Source organism: Streptomyces sp. NPDC001373 (assembly GCF_042895815.1).
Lineage (GTDB): Bacteria > Actinomycetota > Actinomycetes > Streptomycetales > Streptomycetaceae > Streptomyces.
In genome coordinates this window covers 121,689-140,809 of the sequence record NZ_JBIAWQ010000007.1, presented here as the reverse complement: position 1 = coordinate 140,809, position 19,121 = coordinate 121,689, and the positions used below count along the sequence as shown (strand labels likewise).

Sequence of the window (19,121 nt, the reverse complement as noted above, 5' to 3'; positions counted from 1 at the left end):
CGCCGACCCTACGGGGTGGTGCGGCGAGCCCGGATCCGGCGGACGAGGACGGTGGCGATACCGCCGGCGGCGACCAGGACCAGCGCGTACTCGGGCAGCGGGCCGAGGCGGGTGGCCGGTGTCGTGGTGGAGCGCAGCGGGATCTCGGCGACGAGGGCGTCGGCCGTGAACATCTTCGTCTGCGAGACGATCGTGCCGTCGGGCCGGATGACCGCGCTGACGCCGCTGGTGACGGGGACGAGGACGCTGCGGCTGTGCTCGACGGCGCGGATCCGGTCCATGGCCAGCTGCTGGTAGGTCATCTCGGTCCGGCCGAAGGTGGCGTTGTTGCTGGGGACGGCGATGACCTGGGCGCCGGCCTGGACGGTGGAGCGCACGGCGTCGTCGAAGGCGGCCTCGTAGCAGGTGACCATGCCGACGCCGCTGCCGGCCATGTCGAAGACGCCGGGTTCCTTGCCGGGGCCGAAGTCGCGGCGGACCCGGTCGACGTCGGAGCTGAAGAGCCGCACGAAGGAGCGCATCGGGATGCGTTCGCCGAAGGGCTGGATCTTGCGCTTGTCGTAGGTGTCGACCGGGCCCTTGACCGGGTCCCACAGGATCATGGTGTTGCGCAGCGGGCCGGTCTCGGGTTCGAGGACCGAACCGATTGCGGTGGGCGCGCCGATGGTCCGGACGGCGTTGTCGATGACGGCGTGGGCGTCGGGCTGGGTGAAGGGGTCGATGTCGGAGGAGTTCTCCGGCCACAGCACGAAGTCGGGCTTCGGGACCCGGCCGGCCTTGACGTCGTCGGCGAGCTGGAGGGTGCGGTTCGCGTGGTTGTCGAGGACCTGGCGGCGCTGGGCGTTGAAGTCGAAGCCCGCGCGGGGCACGTTGCCCTGGATGACGGCGGCGACGGCCGTGCCGTCCTCGGCGGCGTCGGAGACCAGCGGGCGGGCCGCGAGGGCCGCGCCGACGGGGGCGGCGACGGTGAGGGCGGCGAGGGCTGCGGCGGTGCGGGTCGGCTGTCGGCGGGCGGTGCGCGCGGCCCCGTACAGGCCGAATCCGCACAGGGCGACGGCGAAGGAGAGCAGCGGGGTCCCGCCGGCGGCGGCGAGCGGTACGAGGATCCCATCGGCCTGCCCGTAGGCGAGCCGGCCCCAGGAGAAGCCGCCGAAGGGGGCCCGGGCGCGCAGGGCCTCGACCGCGACCCAGACGGCGGCCGACCACACGGGCGCGGCGGGCAGCCGGCTGACGAGGGCGATGCCCAGGCCGGCGAGGCCGATGAGGAGCGACTCCAGGGTGACGAGGGCCAGCCACGGCACCGGGCCGACGCCCTCGCTGGTCCAGACGAGCAGCGGCAGCAGGTAGCCGAGCCCGAAGAGGAAGCCGAGCCCGAAGCCGGCCCGGGCGCGGCGGCCGTACAGGCAGCCGGCGAGCAGGGCGAGGGCGAAGGGGGCCAGCCACCACAGGGGGCGGGGCGGGAAGCTGAGGTAGAGCAGCGTCCCGGCGAGCGCGGCCAGGACGGGGCGGGCCAGCCGGGAGGCCCAGCGCCCGCCCGCGCCCGGGGAGCCCGCGGCGACGTCGGCGTCGGTTGCGCGTGGGGCGCCCGCTACGGCTGTTCCGGCGGGCTGCGAGGGCTCGCTCTCGGCGGCCCGGGTGACACTGCTGCTCATCTGGCGGAGTGTACGTGGCCGTGTGCCAAGGGCTGGTAAGGCGGCACCCCGCCGGACACCCGTCCCCGACCCGGGCCTCCGGCTCCAGCCCGGCGGGGGCTCCGGCTCCGGCTCCGGCCCGGGGCCGTGCTCCGGCCCGGGGCCGTGCTCCGGCCCGGGGCCGTGCTCCGGCACGGCACTCCGGCACGGCACTCCGGCACGGGGCTCAGGCACGGGGCTCCGGCATGGGGCTCCGGCTCCGGCCCGGCGGGGGGCTCAGGCACGGGGCTCCGGCTCCGGCCCGGCGGGGGGCTCAGGCACGGGGCTCCGGTTGTGGCCCGGGCGGCCGCTCCGGACCTGCTCCGGTTACGGCCCGCCACCGGATTCCGGTTCCCGTCGCGGACACGGCTCCGGTTCGGGGGCCGGTCAGCGGGCGCGGGCGCGCAGGTGGGCGCGGATGACGCGGACCGCGTTCTCGGCGTCGTCGACGGTGACCGTGAACAGCTTGCCGTCGCCGAGCCGCAGCTCCAGGCCCTCCCCGCGCCGGACGATCACCGCGGTGCCCTTCTCCGGCCGCCAGCGGTACCCCCAGCCGCCCCACTGCCGCGGGGTGACCCGGGGGACGAACTCGGCGGCGGCGACATCCGCGAGGCGGATCGTGCGGCGCGGCAGCCCGATGTGGCCGCAGCGCACCTCCATGGCCTCGGCGTCGATGGTGACGGCCACGTACACGAAGGCGAGGGTGCCGTAGAGGATCAGCAGCCCGGCGGCCAGGCAGCCGATCACGGACATCAGCAGCGGAACGTACCCGGAGGCCCAGGAGTTGTCGACGGCCAGCTCGACACCCAGCGCGAGACAGGCCGCACCGGCCGCGGCGAGCAGCCACTGCGCACGGTTGGAGGCCCGGCCCGTCCAGAGGGGACCCGGGGGGTGACCCGTCATGAGCAGCAGCGTACCCACGTTCCACGGGTACGCCACCGCCCCTGCGCCACCCGGTGCACCCCCCGGCCGGGACGGCGGGAGGCCGGGACGGCGGGAGCCCGGCGGGTCGTCGCGGGGCGGACCGCCGTCCTGAAGGCTCTAGAGGCCGACGGCGGCGTCCTGTGCGACCCCGGCGAGGAGCCGGCCCTCCGCGTAGCCAAGGGCGGCGGCGGAGAGGGTGGACGGGCGGCCGCTGTGCAGGACGGTCAGCCCGCCGGTCCGGGGCAGGCCCGGAGCCGGCTCGGCGCCGATGCGGCGCAGGGCCTGTACGGCGACGGCCTCGGCGGAGCCGTGGTAGCGCAGGTCCGCGCCGCCGGTGCGCCCGGCGAGGGCGGCCCGGATGGCGTCCTCGACGAGCTCGTAGTGCGTGCAGCCGAGGACCACGTCCGTCACGTCGGCCGGGGTCAGTGCGGCTGCTGCGGCGACCGTGCGCGCGACGGCCTCCTCGTCGGCGTGCTCGACGGCGTCGGCGAGGCCCGGGCAGGGCACCTCGGTGACGTCGACGCCGGCGGCGAAGTCACGGATCAGCCCGCGCTGGTACGGGCTGCCGGTGGTGGCGGGGGTGGCCCAGATCGCCACCCTCCGGCCGGCCGCCGCGGCGGGCTTGATCGCCGGGACGGTGCCGATGACAGGGATGCCGGGCTCCAGGTCGGCCCGCAGGGTGGCCAGGGAGTGCACGGAGGCGGTGTTGCAGGCCACGATCAGGGCGTCGGGCCGCAGCTCGGCGGCGGCCCGTGCGACGCCACGAGCCCGCTCGGTGAGGTCGGCGGGGGTACGGGGGCCCCAGGGCATCCCGTCGGGGTCGGAGGACAGCAGCAGATCGGCGTCGGGCCGCAGCCGACGCGTCGCGGCGGCCGCAGCGAGGAGGCCGATTCCCGAGTCCATGAGCGCGATCTTCACCTTGTCACCTTAGTCGACGCCCCCGCCCACCACCCGAACCCCGGCCTCCCGAACCATGCCAGAACACCGCGAACAACCCCGGAATCCGAGGGACGGGCCCCGGCGCAGCCCCACGGCGCCCGGGGCGGGGCTTCGGCCCCCGCGGGAGCGCCCGCGGAGGAACACCCGACGGCGCCGGCCGCGATCGGCCCGGACGCGGGACACACCCCGCGGCCGTCGGCGACACTGCCGCCATGGGCCTCCTCATCGCCGCCTACGCCTCCCTCGCCGCCTGGCTCTGGCTCACCCTCGCCCAGGGCATGTTCTGGCGCACCGACACCCGTCTCCCCCCGCGCACCGCCCCCGCCCGCTGGCCCTCCGTCGCCGTCGTGGTCCCGGCCAGGGACGAGGCCGAGGTGCTGCCGCGCAGCCTGCCGTCCCTCCTCGCGCAGGACTATCCCGGCGAGGCCGGCATCGTCCTGATCGACGACGGCAGCACCGACGGGACCGCCGACCTGGCCCGCCGCCTCGCCGCCGAGCAGCCGGGCCTCCCCCTGACCGTGCTGACGCCCTCCGACCCACCGCCCGGCTGGACCGGCAAGCTCTGGGCCCTGCGCCACGGCATCACCCACGCGACCCGCGGCGCTCCGGACACCCCCGAGTACCTGCTGCTCACCGACGCCGACATCGCGCACGAGCCCGACAGCCTCCGCGAGCTGGTCGCCGCCGCGACCACCGCCGACCTCGACCTCGTCTCCCAGATGGCCCGCCTGCGCGTGGTCAGCGTCTGGGAGCGGCTCGTGGTGCCCGCGTTCGTGTACTTCTTCGCCCAGCTGTACCCGTTCCGCCGGATCAACCGCCCCGCCTCGCGCACGGCCGCGGCCGCCGGCGGCTGCGTCCTGCTGCGGACGGAGGCGGCCGTCCGCGCCGGGATCCCCGACTCCATCCGCCAGGCCGTCATCGACGACGTCGCGCTCGCCCGGGCGGTCCGGGGCTCCGGCGGCCGGATCTGGCTCGGGCTGGCTGAGCGGGTGGACAGCGTGCGGCCGTACCCGGCCCTGGCCGACCTGTGGCGGATGGTGTCGCGCAGCGCGTACGCCCAACTCCGCCACCAGCCGCTGCTGCTGGCCGGAACGGTGGCCGGGCTGGTCCTGGTCTACCTGGTGCCCCCGACGGCCCTCCTCGCCGGACTGGCGGCCGACCGCCCGGCCGTCGCCGCGGCCGGCGGGGCGGCCTGGCTCCTGATGGCCGGCACCTACCTGCCGATGCTGCGCTACTACCGCCAGCCCGCGGTGCTCGCGCCGCTGCTGCCCTTCACCGCGCTGCTGTACCTGCTCATGACGGTCGACTCGGCGGTGCGGCACTACCGGGGGCGCGGGGCCGCCTGGAAGGGCCGAACCTATGCCCGGCCCAGTGACGCCTGAGGCCACCCGGGCGGCGAAAGTCCGCCTTGACGGTGCGTCACCATGACGTCATCCGAGGTCACCGCGTTGTGACGGGCGGTCAGTTCCAAATGCGTGCATGGGCCAACCGACGAGTACGAGTGGTAACAAGGCGGGGTGCATGTGGCGAATCGTGCAGGTGAACCTTAAGTGAAAGCTGTGGCCCTGACCTGGGAATATGCAGGTCAGAGCGGTGTTGGCGCCACCTGGCTATAGACCGCGTGAAGTCGTGGGCTTAACTTGTCTCCCATGACCTCCCCCCGCTCCACTTATGGCGGCGGTTACTACTCCGCGCCCTCCTTCCCGGACACCCCCATCTACGACTCCCTCGTCGCAGAACGCGGGACTCCGCAGATCGCCCCGATCCGCGTTCCGGCCGCCTACGAGTCCCCCAGTGCCGGTTACTCGAGCGGTGGATACCTCCCGGCCCTCGCCTCCTCCATGCCCGCGCTCCCGCCCGCGTCGCCGCAGCCGACGCCGGCCCCCGCGTACGGCTACGGGTACCAGCAGCCGGCCGCGCCGGCCCCGATGCCGGCCCCCATGCCGGTTCCGCTTCAGCACGCGCCCGCCCCGTACGTGCCGCAGCAGCAGCTCGCGCCCCGGGCCGGGTTCGTCCCACAGCCCCAGCCGCAGCAGCCGCGTCCGCTCGCGCCGGGCACCGGGTACGAGGCCATGCGCCCGGCCGCACCGCGCCCGATGGCGGCGCCCGTGCCCGCGGCCGTGCCGACCGCCGCGGCGATTCCCGCGTACCAGGACCCGTACGGAGGCCAGTACCAGGGCCGCGGCTACTGACCGACCCGCCGCCGCGCCGCGGCCGGACCGCACCCCGGCCGCCCTGCGCCGCGGTCCGCTCGCCGCGTCCCGCACGGCCGTGCCCTTGGGTGGTGGCCGATCACCGCGCCCTGCGCGCACCGCGCTGGGGTGCCGGTGCGGGCGGCTGGCAAAATGCCCCCATGTCGAACTTGTACGTCCAGTCCCTCCACGTCCATCCCGTCAAATCGGTAGCGGGGACCGCTCCCGACGAGATGGCCGTGGAGCCCTGGGGCCCGGCCGGTGACCGCCGCTGGGCCGTGGTCGACACCGCGGACGCGATCATCACCCAGCGCCAGCAGCCGCGCCTCGCGCTCGCCTCGGCCCGTCCGCTGGACGGCGGCCGGGTCGCGCTGTCGGCTCCCGGCATGGCGGACCTGGTCGTGGAGGTGCCGGAGCCGGGCCCGCTGGAGCCGGTCGTCCTGTTCGGCAAGAAGGTCGACACGGTGGTCGCCGCGGTGGCCGCCGCCGAGTGGTTCAGCGCCTTCCTGGGGCAGCCCGCGCGGCTGGTCCATCTCGACGACCCGGCCGTCCGCCGGCCCGTGGACCCCGAATACGCGCTGCCCGGCGAAACGGTCAGCCTCGCCGACGCCTATCCCGTGCTGCTGGCCTCCACCGCCTCGCTGGCGGCCCTCAACGCCCTGATCGCGGAGGGGGACCACCCCGAGGAGGGGCCGCTTCCGATGAACCGTTTCCGCCCCAACGTGGTGGTCGGCGGATCCCTCGACGCCTGGGCCGAGGACGGCTGGCGGCGCATCGCGATCGGCGACGCCGTCTTCCGGGGGGTCCGCGAGTGCGGGCGCTGCATCGTCACCACCACCGACCAGGCCACGGCCGATCGCGGCCGGGAACCCCTGAAGACCCTGGCCCGGCACCGGCTCATCGGCAGGTCGCTCGCCTTCGGGCGCCAGCTGGTGCCGGTCGTCCCGGGCACCGTGCGCGTGGGCGACGCGGTACGCGTCCTGGAGTGACCCCGCCCCGGGCGGATCCGGCCCGCCACTGACCGCGGCGGGTGGGCGCACGGGGGGGAATGACACCTTCGAGGGGCTCCCGGGCCGGACCGGAACCAACCGGTGGCGCGGGGCCGTTGGAGCATGCGGGACGAACGGGAACCCGCCGGGGCAGGAGCACCGGATCGGGTGACGGGCGTCCCGCGCGTCCCGGAATGCGCGTCCTCGGGGCATGCGGAAGGCTGGGACGCGCAGACAGACGCAGACTGGCATGGGCAGGGGGAGCCGGACCGTGCGGACGGCAATGGGTGTGTGGCGCTGGCGGCGCAATCCGCTGCGCAGGCCGACCGACCTCGTCGAGGCGTGGGTGGCGTGCGTCGCGCTGGTGTGCGTGCTGCTGGTGGCTCCGGCCGTCGGCTGGGCCGCCGGCCTCCGGGTGGACGGGATCCTCCAGCGCGCGGCGCACGAGCAGCGGCAGGAGCGGTACCTCGTCCCGGCCGTGGTGATGCGGCCCGCGGCGGACCCGGCCGGGCCGGCCGGCGCGGGCGCCGAGCCCTCGGCTCAGCGGACCGCTCCTGCGCGGACCACGATCGTGGCCTCGTGGACCGCGCCCGACGGCACCAGCCACGAGGGCGCGGTACCGGCGGCGGAGGAACCGCCACGTCCGGGCGACCGGTTCCGGATATGGACCGACATCCGGGGCCGGCTCGTGGGACAGCCGCTCGACCCGGGCGCCGCCTCCTTCCACGCCGCCATGGCCGGGCTGGCCGCCGCGCTCACGGCGGCCGCACTCACGGAGACGCTCCGCCGGCTGGTCGTACGAAGGCTCATGCATCGGCGGTACGTGCGTCTGGACCGGGCATGGGCGGCGGCCGGGCCCGACTGGGGCCGGGCGGGTGCGGGCAGCTGACCTGGCAACTCCCGGGCCCCGCGCGCGCTACGGTGGAGCCGCAGGCCCGTCCGGCCGCTTCGGCGCCCGGGAGGGCCGCGGCCGCTTCAGCCGCTCCGGCCGGTCCGGCAGCGCGAGTACGAGGGTGGGGGCACGGCAGCACGATGGCTCAGGGCACGGTCCAGGTGACGCACGGCGGGGCCTCGCGGTGGCGGCGGCGCTCAGGTGAGTATCCGACGCTGGGCGCCGCTCTCGCGGTCGCGGGCGACGGTGACGTGCTGTCCGTCGCCCCCGGCACCTACCGGGAGAACCTGATTCTCCGCCATGCCGTCGTCCTGCGCGGGCCCGAGGGCGCGGCGGCGGGCTCGGTGCGGATCGCCCCGCTCGACGGGGTCGCGCTGACTGTGCGCGCCTCCGCCGTGGTCCAGGACCTCCATCTGGAGGGGGCGGACCGGGCGGCGCCCGCCCTGCTCGTCGAGGAGGGCTCGCCCGAGTTCAGCGACCTGCGGGTGCACACCCGGTCCGCGTCCGGCATCGAGGTGCGCGGCGGGGCCAGGCCCCTGGTGCGCCGCTGCACGGTGGAGAACCCGGCCGGGGTCGGGATCGCCGTCCTGGACGGCGGCGGCGGGGTGTTCGAGGAGTGCGAGGTGGTCGCCGCCGGGCAGGCCGGGTTCTCTGTGCGCGGCGGGCACCCCCGGCTGGAGCGCTGCCGGATCCACCACGCCATGGGCGCGGGGATCGCCGTCACCGGCGAGGGCTCGGGGCTGGAGGCGCTGGGCTGCGAGGTGTACGAGATCAAGGGCAGCGGGGTGCAGGTCTCGGCTCGGGCCGCCGCCCGCCTGACGGACTGCGCGGTGCACCGCACCTCCGGCGACGGAGTCACCCTCGACACCGACGCGGTACTGTCGCTCGCCGGCTGCGACATCCACGACATCCCGGAGAACGCCGTCGACCTGCGGTCCCGCTCCGTTCTCAGCCTCAGCCGCACCACGGTCCGCCGGTTCGGGCGCAACGGCCTGTCGGTGTGGGACCCGGGGACCCGGGTCGAGGCCGAGTCCTGCGAGATCCACGACAGCACGGGCGACTACCCGGCGGTGTGGGTCAGTGACGGTGCCACCGCCTCCCTGGACTCCTGCCGGCTGCACGACGTGCCGGACGCCGTGTTCGTGCTGGACCGGGGTTCGCGCGCCGAGGTGCTCGACAGCGATCTGTCGCAGGTGCGCAACACCGCCGTGTCCGTGAGCGACGGCGCCACCGCCCGGCTGGAGGACTGCCGGATCAGGGAGGCGGGCACCGGTGCCTGGTTCCGCGACCACGGCAGCGGCGGCAGCCTGAGCGACTGCACCGTCGACGGCGTGCAGACCGGGGTGATCGTCAGCAAGGGTGCCGACCCGGCCCTGGAGCGGGTCACGGTCACCTCCTGCGCCGAGGCCGGGTTCTACGTGTCGGCGGGAGGCCGGGGCACCTTCACGGCCTGCCGGGTGACGGGCAGTTCCGGCTTCGGCTTCCACGTCCTCGACGGCTGCCGCAGCGTCCTGACCGGCTGCCACACCGAGCGCTGCGCGCGCGGGGGCTACGAGTTCGCGGAGGATGGCCCGCTCTCCGAGGGATGCACGGGGGACGGGCCGGCGGCCCGGCTCACCGCCGGGGCGGCAGCGGGCGCCCCGGCCGGCGGGGCACGGCCGGCGGCCCGTGCCGCGGCGGCCGCGCGGTACCTCGCGGGACAACCGGCCGAGGCACCCGGGCCGGCGCCGCTGCCGGAGCCCCGGGCGCGGGAGGCGGCGGGCCGTGGCGCGGGCGAGGTGCTGGGGCACCTCGACGCCCTGGTGGGGCTGGACAGCGTCAAACGCGAGGTACGGGCCCTCACCGACATGATCGAGGTCGGGCGCAGGCGGCGGGAGGCGGGCCTCAAGGCGGCCTCGGTGCGCCGGCACCTGGTCTTCACTGGCTCCCCGGGCACGGGCAAGACCACGGTCGCCCGGCTGTACGGGGAGATCCTCGCCTCCCTCGGCGTGCTGGAGCGCGGCCACCTGGTGGAGGTGTCCCGGGTGGACCTGGTCGGCGAGCACATCGGGTCCACGGCCATCCGCACCCAGGAGGCCTTCGAACGGGCGCGGGGCGGGGTGCTCTTCATCGACGAGGCGTACGCGCTGGCGCCGGAGGACTCGGGCCGGGACTTCGGGCGCGAGGCGATCGACACGCTGGTGAAGCTGATGGAGGACCACCGGGAAGCGGTAGTGGTGATCGTCGCCGGGTACACGGAGGAGATGGAGCGGTTCCTGACGGTCAATCCGGGTGTGGCGTCCCGGTTCTCACGGACCATCACCTTCGGTGACTACGGCCCGCAGGAGCTGCTGCGGATCGTGGAACAGCAGGCCGAGGAGCACGAGTACCGCCTGGGCGAGGGAACCGCCCAGGCGCTGCTGGACTACTTCACGGAGCTGCCCAAGGGGCCGGCCTTCGGCAACGGCCGCACCGCGCGCCAGACCTTCGAGTCGATGGTCGAGCGGCACGCGAGCCGGGTGGCGCAGCTGGCCGAGGCGGGCACGGACGAGCTCACCCTGCTGTTCCCGGCGGATCTGCCGGCTCTTCCCGCGCCTTGCTGATCCGCTGGGCGGGCAGCTCCGCGCCCTCCGCCGCACCGGCCCGCGCGGCGGCGGCCAGGCGGGCGAGGAGCGCGTCGCGCTCGGCGGCGAAGGCCGGGTCGGCCTGGTAGTCGCCGTGCCGCAGGATCGGTGCGGGCAGCGGGTGCAGGGGGTCGCGTCCGTAGGCGACCGGGTCGGCCAGGGGCCCCCGGTCCACGGGTCCGTCCCCGTCGGCGCCGGCCGCGACGGGTCCGCCGATGGGATCGGTGGCCCGCCACAGGTTGCGCCAGCAGTCGAGGTCGCGGTGCAGGGCGGCGAGCGGGCCGGGGCCGAAGTAGGCGGGGAACCAGCGGCCGTAGAGCCGGGCCAGCGGTGATCCGTACGTCAGGAGGCCCACGCGGCGGCGGGTGCCGGGCGGCAGCTGCCAGACGGCGGCCGCCGCGAGCACGCTGCCCTGGGAGTGGCCGGAGATGACGAGCCGGCCGCCGGTGCGCGCGGTCCAGCCGGTCATCCGCCAGGTCAGGTCGGGCACGGCCCGCTCGGCGTAGCAGGGCGGGGCGAAGGGGTGGGCGGCGCGCGGCCAGAAGGTGCCGACGTCCCACAGGATCCCGATGGTGCGGCGGGAGGCGGGGTCCCGGTAGGCCCGGCGGCCCAGGGCGACGAAGGCGGCCATCCCGAGACCGATCAGCCAGGATCCGCTGTCCTGGGCGGCACGGGCGGCGGCCGCCGGCAGCGGGTGGGCGCCCCGGGCGGCCTCGGCCGGGACCTTGCCGGTGATCCAGGCCCCGGCGAGGGCGCCCGCGCCGAGCAGCAGGGTGACCGCGCAGACGGCGCCCACGAACCAGGGCGCGGTGTCGGTCAGCGCTGCCGTGGCCCGCGCCCCGGCGATGCGCCGGCTGCGGTCGGGGTCGGGGACGGCCCCGGGGTACTCGGCAGCGACGGTGGCGGCGGCCCTGCGCCGCGCCACGGCGGCCCGGACCCCGGCCGCGGCGGCGACCAGCGCCAGCGCGAGCAGCAGCGGCGGCAGGACGGACGCCTGCCAGGACAGCAGGACGGGCGGTCCGGGCAGTGCGGCTCCGGGCGTTCCGGGGGCGGCGGCCCCGTCGAGCCAGTCGGCGGCGCGCTGGGCCACCCCGCCGGACATGACCCCGCCGAGGGCGCAGCCGAGCAGGGCGGCGGCCGGCCCTCCGAGGCCCCCGAGGGCGGCTCCCGGGGTCGGGGTGCGGCGGTGGAGGCGGCGGGCGACGAGGGCGAGGGCGAGGACGCAGCCGCCCTGGCCGAGCATGAGCACCCCGAAGGCGAAGTCGCCCGGGAGCCGGCCCGTCGAGGTCCAGCCGGGGCGGGACCAGCCTGCGTAGAGGACAGCGGCGGCCAGCAGGGCGAGGGCGCCGGCGGGCAGCAGCGCGATGGCGGCCCGGTCGAGCCGGTGGTCGGGCCGGGCCTCGGTGCGACCGCGCCGGCAGACGACCCACAGCACGGTCGCCGCCCCGGCCGCGAGCAGCGCCTGCACCGCCCAGCCGGTGGCGAGCAGTGCGGGTGCGGTGGCGCTGGAGCCGCGGTCCTCGCGCAGGGCGGGGGCGGCGACGGCGAGGGCCACGGTGAGGAGCCCGGCGGCGGTGTGCGCGGCGCGCAGCCGGGCCACTATCCGGCGGCCGTACCAGAACCCGGGCCGGCCGAGCGGGGCTTCGCCGTGGCCGGCGGCGAACGCCCCCGTGCCGGCGGTTCCGGAGGGCGGCGGCTGGGACTCGTAGGCACTCCAGGTGCGGGCCGACAGGAACCACAGCAGCCCGGTGAGCGCGGCCGGGACGAGGGCGCCGAGCGCGAGACGCCGTCCGGGCTGGGCCCACCACGCTCCGGGCCGCAGGAAGGCGGGCCAGGAGCCGGAGCCGGTGCAGGCGCGGGTGCCCGCGCACTGCCAGGCGAGGAGGTCGAGGGCCACCTCGCAGGCGGCCGCGACGAGCAGCACGGTGAGGCTGAGGGCGAGGAGGCGCACGAGGAGCCCGTACACGCGCACCGCGCACGGCGGCGGCCCGGCGGGGGCCGTGGCGGGCCGGGCCCAGTGGGCGAGGTTGGCCACCATGAACGGCAGGAGCAGCAGCCACAGCGCGCGGGCGCCGTTGCCCGAGGTGAGCCGGGACCAGCAGTAGGCCTCGGGGACGGGCCGTCCGGCGTAGCGCTCGGGGTGGGCCTCGGCGTCGGCGTCCTCGGCACGGCGGAACACGGCCGCGGTGGAGTCGCCCGTCACCCGGACGGGATGCGGATCGCGGAGCAGTTCGCCGGGGGCGGCTCCGGCGACTCCGTGCACGAACAGTTCGAGGGCGAGCGGGGGCGCGCCCGGGGGAACGGCCTCGGGGACGGCGGACTGCGGCATGGGGGCCTCCGCGGGAGGGCGGCGGGTGGGGGCCGGACGCGGGCGGCGGGGTCGGGCCGTTTCCAGCATCCCGCCCGAACCGGCCTCTGCCCAGGCTCCGTTCGCGTGAAGCCGAAGCCGGAGCCGAAGCCGGAGCCGAAGCCGGAGCCGGAGCGGAAGCCTGAGCCGAAGCCGAAGCCGAAGCCGAAGCCGAAGCCGAAGCCGAAGCCGGAGCCGGAGCGGAAGCCGGAGCCGGAGCGGAAGCCGGAGCCGGAGCGGAAGCCGGAGACAGAGCCGGAACCGAAGAGGAAGCCGGAGACAGAGCCGAAACCGGAAGCAGGGCCGGAAGCGAAGCCAGGGCCGGAGCCGAGGCCGGAGCGGGGACGCAGCGCGGCCGGTGCAGGCGACGGCCGGTGAGGGGCCGTCACGAGGGCCCGTCCGGCCCGCGCCGCCCAGGCCCCCGCCCCGTCCGCCCGAAGGGACCCGCACCGCGCGCCGGGCGCAGGCCCCCTCACAGCGCCCCTTCCGCTACCGGCTTCTGACGGCCGGCCGGATAATGTGACGGCATCGCGCTTAGCGCCTTCGCGTCCCAGGGGGTAACGCCATGGCCCGCCGACTCCGCCCCGTGGGGCTGGACTTCCTCGACCACGCCCCGACGCGCCTGGTCTTCACCGCCAGGGCGGCGGCCCCGCCCGCGGCCCTGTACCGGGCGCTCGCCGAGGAGGTCACGGCCTGGCCGGCCTGGTTCGGCGCGGTGTCGCTGGCCCGGCCCACCGGGGGCGGCGCCGGCCGGGAGGTCGGACTGCGGGGCGGGGTCCGTTTCCGGGAGACGGTCGTGGCCGCGGAGGCCCCCCGGCGCTACGCCTACCGGGTCGACGAGACCAACGCGCCGGGCGTGCGCGCCCTGTTGGAGGAGTGGCTGCTGGCCCCGGCCGCCGGGCCGCCCTCCCCCGGCGACCGCTCCCCCGGCACCCTCGTCCGCTGGACCTTCGCGGCCGACGGCCCGGCCCCGTTCCGCCTGGCGCTGGCCGCCGCCCGCCCGGGACTCGGTCACTCCTTCCGCACGGCGGTGCGCGCCCTCGACGCCCGGCTCGCGGCGGCCCCGGGCCACGGCTGATCCGCCGGGCGCCGCAGGGGCGTCAGGCCTGCGGCTCGCGCCAGTCGCCGGTCTCCAGCAGCGTCTCGATCGTCCTGGCGTAGGGCGCGATGTCGAGGCCCTGGGCCGCCAGCCACTCATCCGAGTAGTACTTGTCGAGGTAGCGGTCACCCGGGTCGCAGAGCAGGGTCACGACGCTGCCCTTGCGTCCCTCCGCCACCATCTCGGAGACGATCTTCAGGGCGCTCCACAGCCCGGTGCCCGTGGAGCCGCCGGCCTTGCGCCCTATGGCCTGTTCGAGGGCGCGGCAGGCCGCGACGCTCGCCGCGTCGGGGACCTTCATCATGCGGTCGATGGCGCCCGGCACGAAGCTCGGCTCCATGCGGGGCCGGCCGATGCCCTCGATGCGGGAGCCGCAGTCGCTGCTCGCGTGCGGGTCGTGGTGCGTCCAGCCGTCGAAGAAGCAGGAGTTCTCCGGGTCCGGGACGCAGATGCGCGTGTCGTGCTGCATGTAGTGGACGTAGCGGGCGATGGTCGCGGAGGTGCCGCCGGTGCCGGCGGTCGCCACGATCCACGCGGGCTCGGGGTAACGCTCCAGGCGCAGCTGCTGGTACATCGACTCGGCGATGTTGTTGTTGCCGCGCCAGTCGGTGGCCCGCTCCGCGTAGGTGAACTGGTCCATGTAGTGGCCGCCGGTGCGGGCGGCGAGGTCGGCCGACTCCTCGTACATCTTCATGGAGTCGTCGACGAAGTGGCATTCGCCGCCGTGGAATTCGATGAGCCGGCACTTCTCGGGGCTGGTGGTCCGCGGCATGACGGCGATGAAGGGGACGCCGATCAGCTTGGCGAAGTAGGCCTCGGAGACGGCGGTGGAGCCGCTGGAGGCCTCGATGACCGGGCGGCCGGGGCGGATCCAGCCGTTGCACAGCGCGTACAGGAACAGCGAGCGCGCGAGGCGGTGCTTCAGGGAGCCCGTCGGGTGCGTGGACTCGTCCTTGAGGTAAAGGTCGATGCCCCAGGACTCGGGCAGCGGGAAGCGCAGCAGGTGCGTGTCGGCGCTGCGGTTGGCGTCCGCCTGGACCTTGCGCACGGCCTCCTTGAGCCAGGCGCGGTATTCGGCGTCGCTGCGGTCGATGTCGACGGTGGTCGTCACCGTGCCCGCGGCCACGCGTCCGGCCGGACTCGCGGCCGTGTTCGAGGCCGTCGTACCGGTGGTGCCGGTGGTGCTCATGCGCCTTGCTCCTTAGTCGGTTCCAGGGCCCCCTCCTTTCGAAATGTACCGCCCTCACCTGCGCAAACGGTCACTTTGGGGTTCTATGCGGATCGCTTTCGGTCGCGTTCGGTTGCAAGCGGGGCGACGGTGGGTGACCCTTGAGATTGCGTCACCGAGGGTGCAGCACCCGTAACACTGATGTCGGGGAGTCGCAGCCGTGATCACACATTCCCGCAGGCACTGCGTCGTGGAACTGCAGGCCCTGCCCGCGCGGATCGGCCAGGTCCGCAGGATCGTCTCCGCCCAACTGCGCCACTGGCAGCTCGACCCGCTCATAGACCGGGCTGCGCTCGGCGTGACGGAGCTGCTCAGCAACGTCCACCGCCACGCGCAGCCGGACAAGGTCTGCGTCGTCGAGATCGAACTCCGCCTCGGGCGGCTCACCGTCTCCGTCCACGACAGCGATCCGCGCCTGCCCGTCCGGCGCGAGGCCGATGGCCTGGAGACATGCGGTCGCGGGCTGGCGCTCGTGGAGGCGGTCAGCGAGGCGTGGGGAGCCCGCCCCCAGGCGAACGGACCCGGCAAGGTGGTCTGGTTCTCCATGCGGGCCGCCCCCGTCCCGGCGGCCCCGCCGCACACGGTCCGTATCGGCGTGAACAAGCCCGTACGGGAGCCCGCCCGGGCGGTGCTCACGGCCGTGGACGCACAGACCGTCCCGACGGCCGTGCCGGCGTCGGTCTCGGTCGGCACGGGGCCCGGCTGACACCTCCCGGGGCGGCGGCCGCCCCTGGGGGCCGGGACCGGCCGGTTCAGGCCGCCGCGCCCAGCGTCCCCAGCGGATCGTCCAGCACCGGCTGCCAGGCCAGCTCCGCCGCCCCAACGAGGCTGTTGTGGTCGAGGGTGCAGGGCAGGATCGGCACGCCCCCGCTGCGCCCCCACAGGCTCCGGTCCGCGACCACGGCGCGCAGCCGCTCCGGGTCCGCGTACAGCAGCTCGCGGTGGAGCCCGCCGAGGATGATCCGGTCCGGGTTCAGGATGTTGACCAGGCCCGCCAGGCCCAGGCCGAGCCGGTCGATGAGCTCCTCGGCGGCCGCCCGTACGGCGGGCTGCGCGTACTCGGCGCGCAGCAGGTCCCGGGCCTGCTGGAGCAGCGACACCTCCGGGCCGGGCGTGCGGCCCGCCGCCGTGAGGAAGGCCAGCGGGTCGGCCTCCACGTCCAGGCAGCCCCGGCTGCCGCAGTGGCAGGGGCGCCCCTCGGGGTTGACCGTGAGGTGGCCGACCTCCAGGGCCAGGCCGGAGCTGCCGCTGTGCAGCCGACCGTCCAGCACCAGCGCGCCGCCGACCCCGCGGTGACCGGTGGCCACGCACAGCAGGTGCTGGGCGCTGCGGCCCGCGCCGTGGCGGTGCTCGGCGAGCGCGGCGAGGTTCACGTCGTTGCCGGTCAGGGCAGGTCCGTCGATCCCGGCCGCCTTCACGCACTCGGCGAAGACGGCCCGTACCGGGGAGCCGGCCGGCCAGGCCAGGTGCAGCGGGTTGAGGGCCGTGCCATCGGGCTCGGCGACCGCCGAAGGCACCGCGAGGCCCGCGCCGATGCAGCGCCGGCCCGACTCGGCGAGCAGCCGCGCGCCCGCGCCGACGACCGCGCCGAGCACCTGGGCCGGGTCGGCGGAGACGGTGACCTTGCCGGGAGCGGTGGCCACGATCCGCCCGCCGAGGCCGACGAGCGCGGCCCGGAACCCGTCCGAGTGCACCTGTGCGGCCAGCGCCACAGGACCGTTCTCGTCGACGGCGAGCCGGTGCGAGGGACGGCCCTGGGTGCCGCCGGCGCCGCCCGGCCGGGAGTCGACGCGGATCAGGCCGAGGGCCTCCAGTTCGGCGGCGACGGCCCCGGCGGTGGCCCGGGTGACGCCCAGCTCGGCCGTCAGCACCGCGCGCGTCGGGGCCCGGCCGGTGTGGACGAGCTCCAGCGCGGGGCCCAGGGCGCTGCGGCCCCGTTCCAGTTTGTTCTTCGTGGAAGCCGTGGAGCCCGAAGCCGTCGACGCCGCGGTCTTGTCCCCCACCCCGGGCGGGGCGCCGTTGCCGTTCATACATGGATCCTCGCATGATCGGGAGGTGCGGGGTGCAGCGGCTACGGGTGACCGAGGCCGCCGACCCGCAGGGTGATGTTGAGCCGACCGGTCAGGCCCAGTCCGGACGGTGCGGTGCCGGGGAACACCTTGGGCACCCCGTGGTAGGCGAGCCGGCTCGGGCCGCCGAAGACGAACAGGTCCCCGCTGCGCAGCTCGACGTCCCGGTACGGGCGCCCCCGCGACGCGGTGTTGCCGAAGCGGAAGAGGCAGGAGTCGCCCAGGCTGAGCGAGACGACCGGGGCCGGCGAGCGCTCCTCCGCGTCCCGGTGCATGCCCATGCGGGAGTCGCCCCGGTAGAAGTTGACCAGGGCGATGTCGTAGGCCTCGGCCGGCGGCGGGGGTGTCCCGTAGGCGTCGGCCACGGCCCGCCGCCCCAGCTCGGCGAGCCAGCCGGGCATCGGCTTGACCGGGGCCCCGTCGCCGTCGACGGCGGTGGGCGCGTATCCGTACGGGTACCAGTGCAGGCCCAGGCACACCTGCCGGGCGGTCATCGTGCCGCCGCCGGGGGTGCGGACGGTGCGCAGTCCCGCGGGCGGCCGGGCCCAGGCGCGGCAGGCGTCGAGGAGCTCGCGCTGGCGCCGCGGCCCGAGCCAGTCGGGCAGGTGCACGGCGCCGGGCGCGATCCCGGTACGCCCGCGCGGGAAGAGTCCACCGTCCACCCCTCCATTGTCGGGGGCGGCTGGCACACTCGGGGCATGAAGATCACCGAGTACGTGGAGACGCTCGCGCGGGAAGGCGAGCTGCTGGCCGACGAGGCCGAAGGGGCGGGCACCGACGCCCTGGTGCCCGCCTGTCCCGGGTGGCGGGTGACCGATCTGCTGCGGCACACGGGGGCGGTGCACCGCTGGGCGACGGGGTACGTGACGGACGGCCTGCTGGAGGGGACGCCGTTCCCGGACGCGCCGGAGCTGGCGGGGGCGGAGCTGCTGGCCTGGTTCCGGGAGGGGCACGCGGAGCTGGTGCGGGCCCTGGCCGAGGCCCCGGAGGAGCTGCGCTGCTGGACCTTCCTGCCGACGGCGGCGCCGTCGCCGCTGGCCTTCTGGGCGCGGCGCCAGGCGCACGAGACGGCCGTGCACCGCTTGGACGCCCAGGCGGCGCGCGGAGTGGCCTTCTCCAAGGTGGCGCCGGAGTTCGCGGAGGACGGGGTGGACGAACTGCTGACCGGCTTCCACGCCCGGCCGCGCAGCCGGGTGCGCACCGAGAAGCCGAAGCTGGTCAGGGTCCGGGCGGCGGACACGGGCGCGGTGTGGACGGTGCACCTGTCGAAGGAGCCGGCGCGGACGGTACGGGGGGACACGGGCGATCCCGCGGACTGCGAACTGACCGGCGCGGCGGCCTGGCTGTACGCGGCCCTGTGGAACCGGCTCCCGCTGGCGGGCCCGGGCGTGACCGGTGACACGGCGCTGGCCCGTCTGTGGCAGGAGACGGCGGGCATCTGACGGCGGGCGTCCGGCCGGCGGCCGGGCCGTCGAACGACGGGGCGACGGGGCGACGGGGCGACGGGGCGACGGGGCGGATTCTGCCCCGCTCCCTTCCGCTCCGGGCTCCGGGCCCCGGGGCCATACGCATCCTCGTCGGCGCGGACGGGCCGTGGCCAACCCGAACTTCCGCGACTACCGCATCCCCCGCCTAGGCTGGCGTCCCGCGCACCGAGGTGCTCCTCGTGGACGCGGCGGACTCCGTCGGACCCCCTGCGCTCGAAGGGGATGGCGGAGTACGCCAAAAGGCTCATCGCGGTCGAAGGGCCCTCCGGCCCCCGGCGATGTGGACGGTGCTTCCACAGGCCGCCGGGCCCCAGGCCGCGGGGGACTCGCCGACCCGGCCTCCCATGCCAACCGATGATCTCAGCGCACCCGGCTCCTCGCCGCCGCTGCCCGGTGGCACCCGCGCCGGCGAACGCTCTCCGCGACGCCACGGCCCTGCGCCACCGCGCGCTGCTCCTGACGCCCGAACGGATCTCCAGCCGGCTGAACGCGCAGCAGCCCGTCTCCAACGCCTGAGCCATGGACACCGGCAAGCACGAAGACACCGGTCAGAAGGCCCTCCCGACCGGTGCCGTCATTCATCCTGGGACGGACGACCCGTCACCTCACCCCGTGAGCCCGTGCCGGGGGCGAAGGCTGTGGGTGGCGGCCGTCGGCCCGCCGCCGTCAGACCGCAGCCGAA

General features: G+C 76.0%; 16 protein-coding genes. 9 read left to right on the top strand and 7 right to left on the bottom strand.

From position 1 onward, the window contains the following. Positions 1-8: 8 nt before the first annotated feature. From lnt to ACFY15_RS18195, 3 genes are all read right to left on the bottom strand, one after another. A complete protein-coding gene (lnt, locus tag ACFY15_RS18205; protein ID WP_390686603.1) occupies positions 9-1,652 on the bottom strand; it encodes an apolipoprotein N-acyltransferase in 1,644 nt (547 codons plus the stop codon). Between the two features lie 405 nt (positions 1,653-2,057). Beyond that, entirely contained in the window at positions 2,058-2,573 is a 516-nt protein-coding gene (locus tag ACFY15_RS18200; protein WP_390686604.1) for a hypothetical protein, read from the bottom strand. Positions 2,574-2,711: 138 nt separating this feature from the next. Next, positions 2,712-3,512, bottom strand: coding sequence for a glutamate racemase (locus ACFY15_RS18195; RefSeq protein WP_390686605.1), 801 nt, complete (start codon positions 3,510-3,512; stop codon positions 2,712-2,714). Positions 3,513-3,745: 233 nt separating this feature from the next. On the opposite strand from ACFY15_RS18195, the gene ACFY15_RS18190 reads away from it, so the two are divergent. From ACFY15_RS18190 to ACFY15_RS18170, 5 genes are all read left to right on the top strand, one after another. Further along, entirely contained in the window at positions 3,746-4,915 is a 1,170-nt protein-coding gene (locus ACFY15_RS18190; RefSeq protein WP_390686606.1) for a glycosyltransferase, read from the top strand. A gap of 267 nt (positions 4,916-5,182) precedes the next feature. Further along, positions 5,183-5,725 (top strand): DUF6643 family protein, encoded by a 543-nt coding sequence (locus ACFY15_RS18185; RefSeq protein ID WP_390686607.1) that lies wholly within the window; start codon positions 5,183-5,185, stop codon positions 5,723-5,725. Between the two features lie 161 nt (positions 5,726-5,886). Then, complete coding sequence (locus tag ACFY15_RS18180; RefSeq protein WP_390686608.1) at positions 5,887-6,714, top strand: MOSC domain-containing protein; 828 nt, start codon at positions 5,887-5,889, stop codon at positions 6,712-6,714. 271 nt (positions 6,715-6,985) lie between these two features. Next, positions 6,986-7,603 (top strand): hypothetical protein, encoded by a 618-nt coding sequence (locus ACFY15_RS18175; RefSeq protein WP_390686609.1) that lies wholly within the window; start codon positions 6,986-6,988, stop codon positions 7,601-7,603. Positions 7,604-7,746: 143 nt separating this feature from the next. Further along, positions 7,747-10,188: a right-handed parallel beta-helix repeat-containing protein gene (locus ACFY15_RS18170; RefSeq protein ID WP_390686610.1), complete on the top strand. Its 2,442-nt coding sequence runs from the start codon at positions 7,747-7,749 to the stop codon at positions 10,186-10,188. On the opposite strand, the gene ACFY15_RS18165 is transcribed toward ACFY15_RS18170, so the two are convergent. Next, a complete protein-coding gene (locus ACFY15_RS18165) occupies positions 10,139-12,538 on the bottom strand; it encodes a hypothetical protein (RefSeq protein WP_390825787.1) in 2,400 nt (799 codons plus the stop codon). The genes ACFY15_RS18170 and ACFY15_RS18165 overlap by 50 nt on opposite strands. Before the next feature lie 583 nt (positions 12,539-13,121). On the opposite strand from ACFY15_RS18165, the gene ACFY15_RS18160 reads away from it, so the two are divergent. Beyond that, entirely contained in the window at positions 13,122-13,634 is a 513-nt protein-coding gene (locus ACFY15_RS18160) for an SRPBCC family protein (RefSeq protein ID WP_390686612.1), read from the top strand. 22 nt (positions 13,635-13,656) lie between these two features. Here ACFY15_RS18160 and ACFY15_RS18155 read toward each other — a convergent pair whose 3' ends face one another. After that, positions 13,657-14,844, bottom strand: coding sequence for a PLP-dependent cysteine synthase family protein (locus ACFY15_RS18155; protein WP_390686613.1), 1,188 nt, complete (start codon positions 14,842-14,844; stop codon positions 13,657-13,659). Between the two features lie 199 nt (positions 14,845-15,043). Here ACFY15_RS18155 and ACFY15_RS18150 point away from each other — a divergent pair, with 199 nt between their 5' ends. Next, positions 15,044-15,589, top strand: a complete 546-nt coding sequence (locus ACFY15_RS18150; RefSeq protein WP_390686614.1) for an ATP-binding protein — start codon at positions 15,044-15,046, stop codon at positions 15,587-15,589. Positions 15,590-15,635: 46 nt separating this feature from the next. Here ACFY15_RS18150 and ACFY15_RS18145 read toward each other — a convergent pair whose 3' ends face one another. Continuing rightward, positions 15,636-16,913 (bottom strand): ROK family protein, encoded by a 1,278-nt coding sequence (locus ACFY15_RS18145; RefSeq protein ID WP_390686615.1) that lies wholly within the window; start codon positions 16,911-16,913, stop codon positions 15,636-15,638. A gap of 41 nt (positions 16,914-16,954) precedes the next feature. Next, positions 16,955-17,614, bottom strand: coding sequence for an alpha-ketoglutarate-dependent dioxygenase AlkB family protein (locus tag ACFY15_RS18140; protein ID WP_390825786.1), 660 nt, complete (start codon positions 17,612-17,614; stop codon positions 16,955-16,957). 36 nt (positions 17,615-17,650) lie between these two features. Here ACFY15_RS18140 and ACFY15_RS18135 point away from each other — a divergent pair, with 36 nt between their 5' ends. Together ACFY15_RS18135 and ACFY15_RS18130 are read left to right on the top strand one after the other, a co-directional pair. Next, positions 17,651-18,394, top strand: a complete 744-nt coding sequence (locus tag ACFY15_RS18135; RefSeq protein WP_390825785.1) for a maleylpyruvate isomerase family mycothiol-dependent enzyme — start codon at positions 17,651-17,653, stop codon at positions 18,392-18,394. A 399-nt stretch (positions 18,395-18,793) separates the two neighbouring features. Continuing rightward, positions 18,794-18,955 carry a hypothetical protein gene (locus ACFY15_RS18130; RefSeq protein WP_390825784.1) on the top strand — a complete coding sequence of 54 codons (162 nt, stop codon included), beginning with the start codon at positions 18,794-18,796 and terminating at the stop codon, positions 18,953-18,955. Positions 18,956-19,121: the final 166 nt, after the last annotated feature.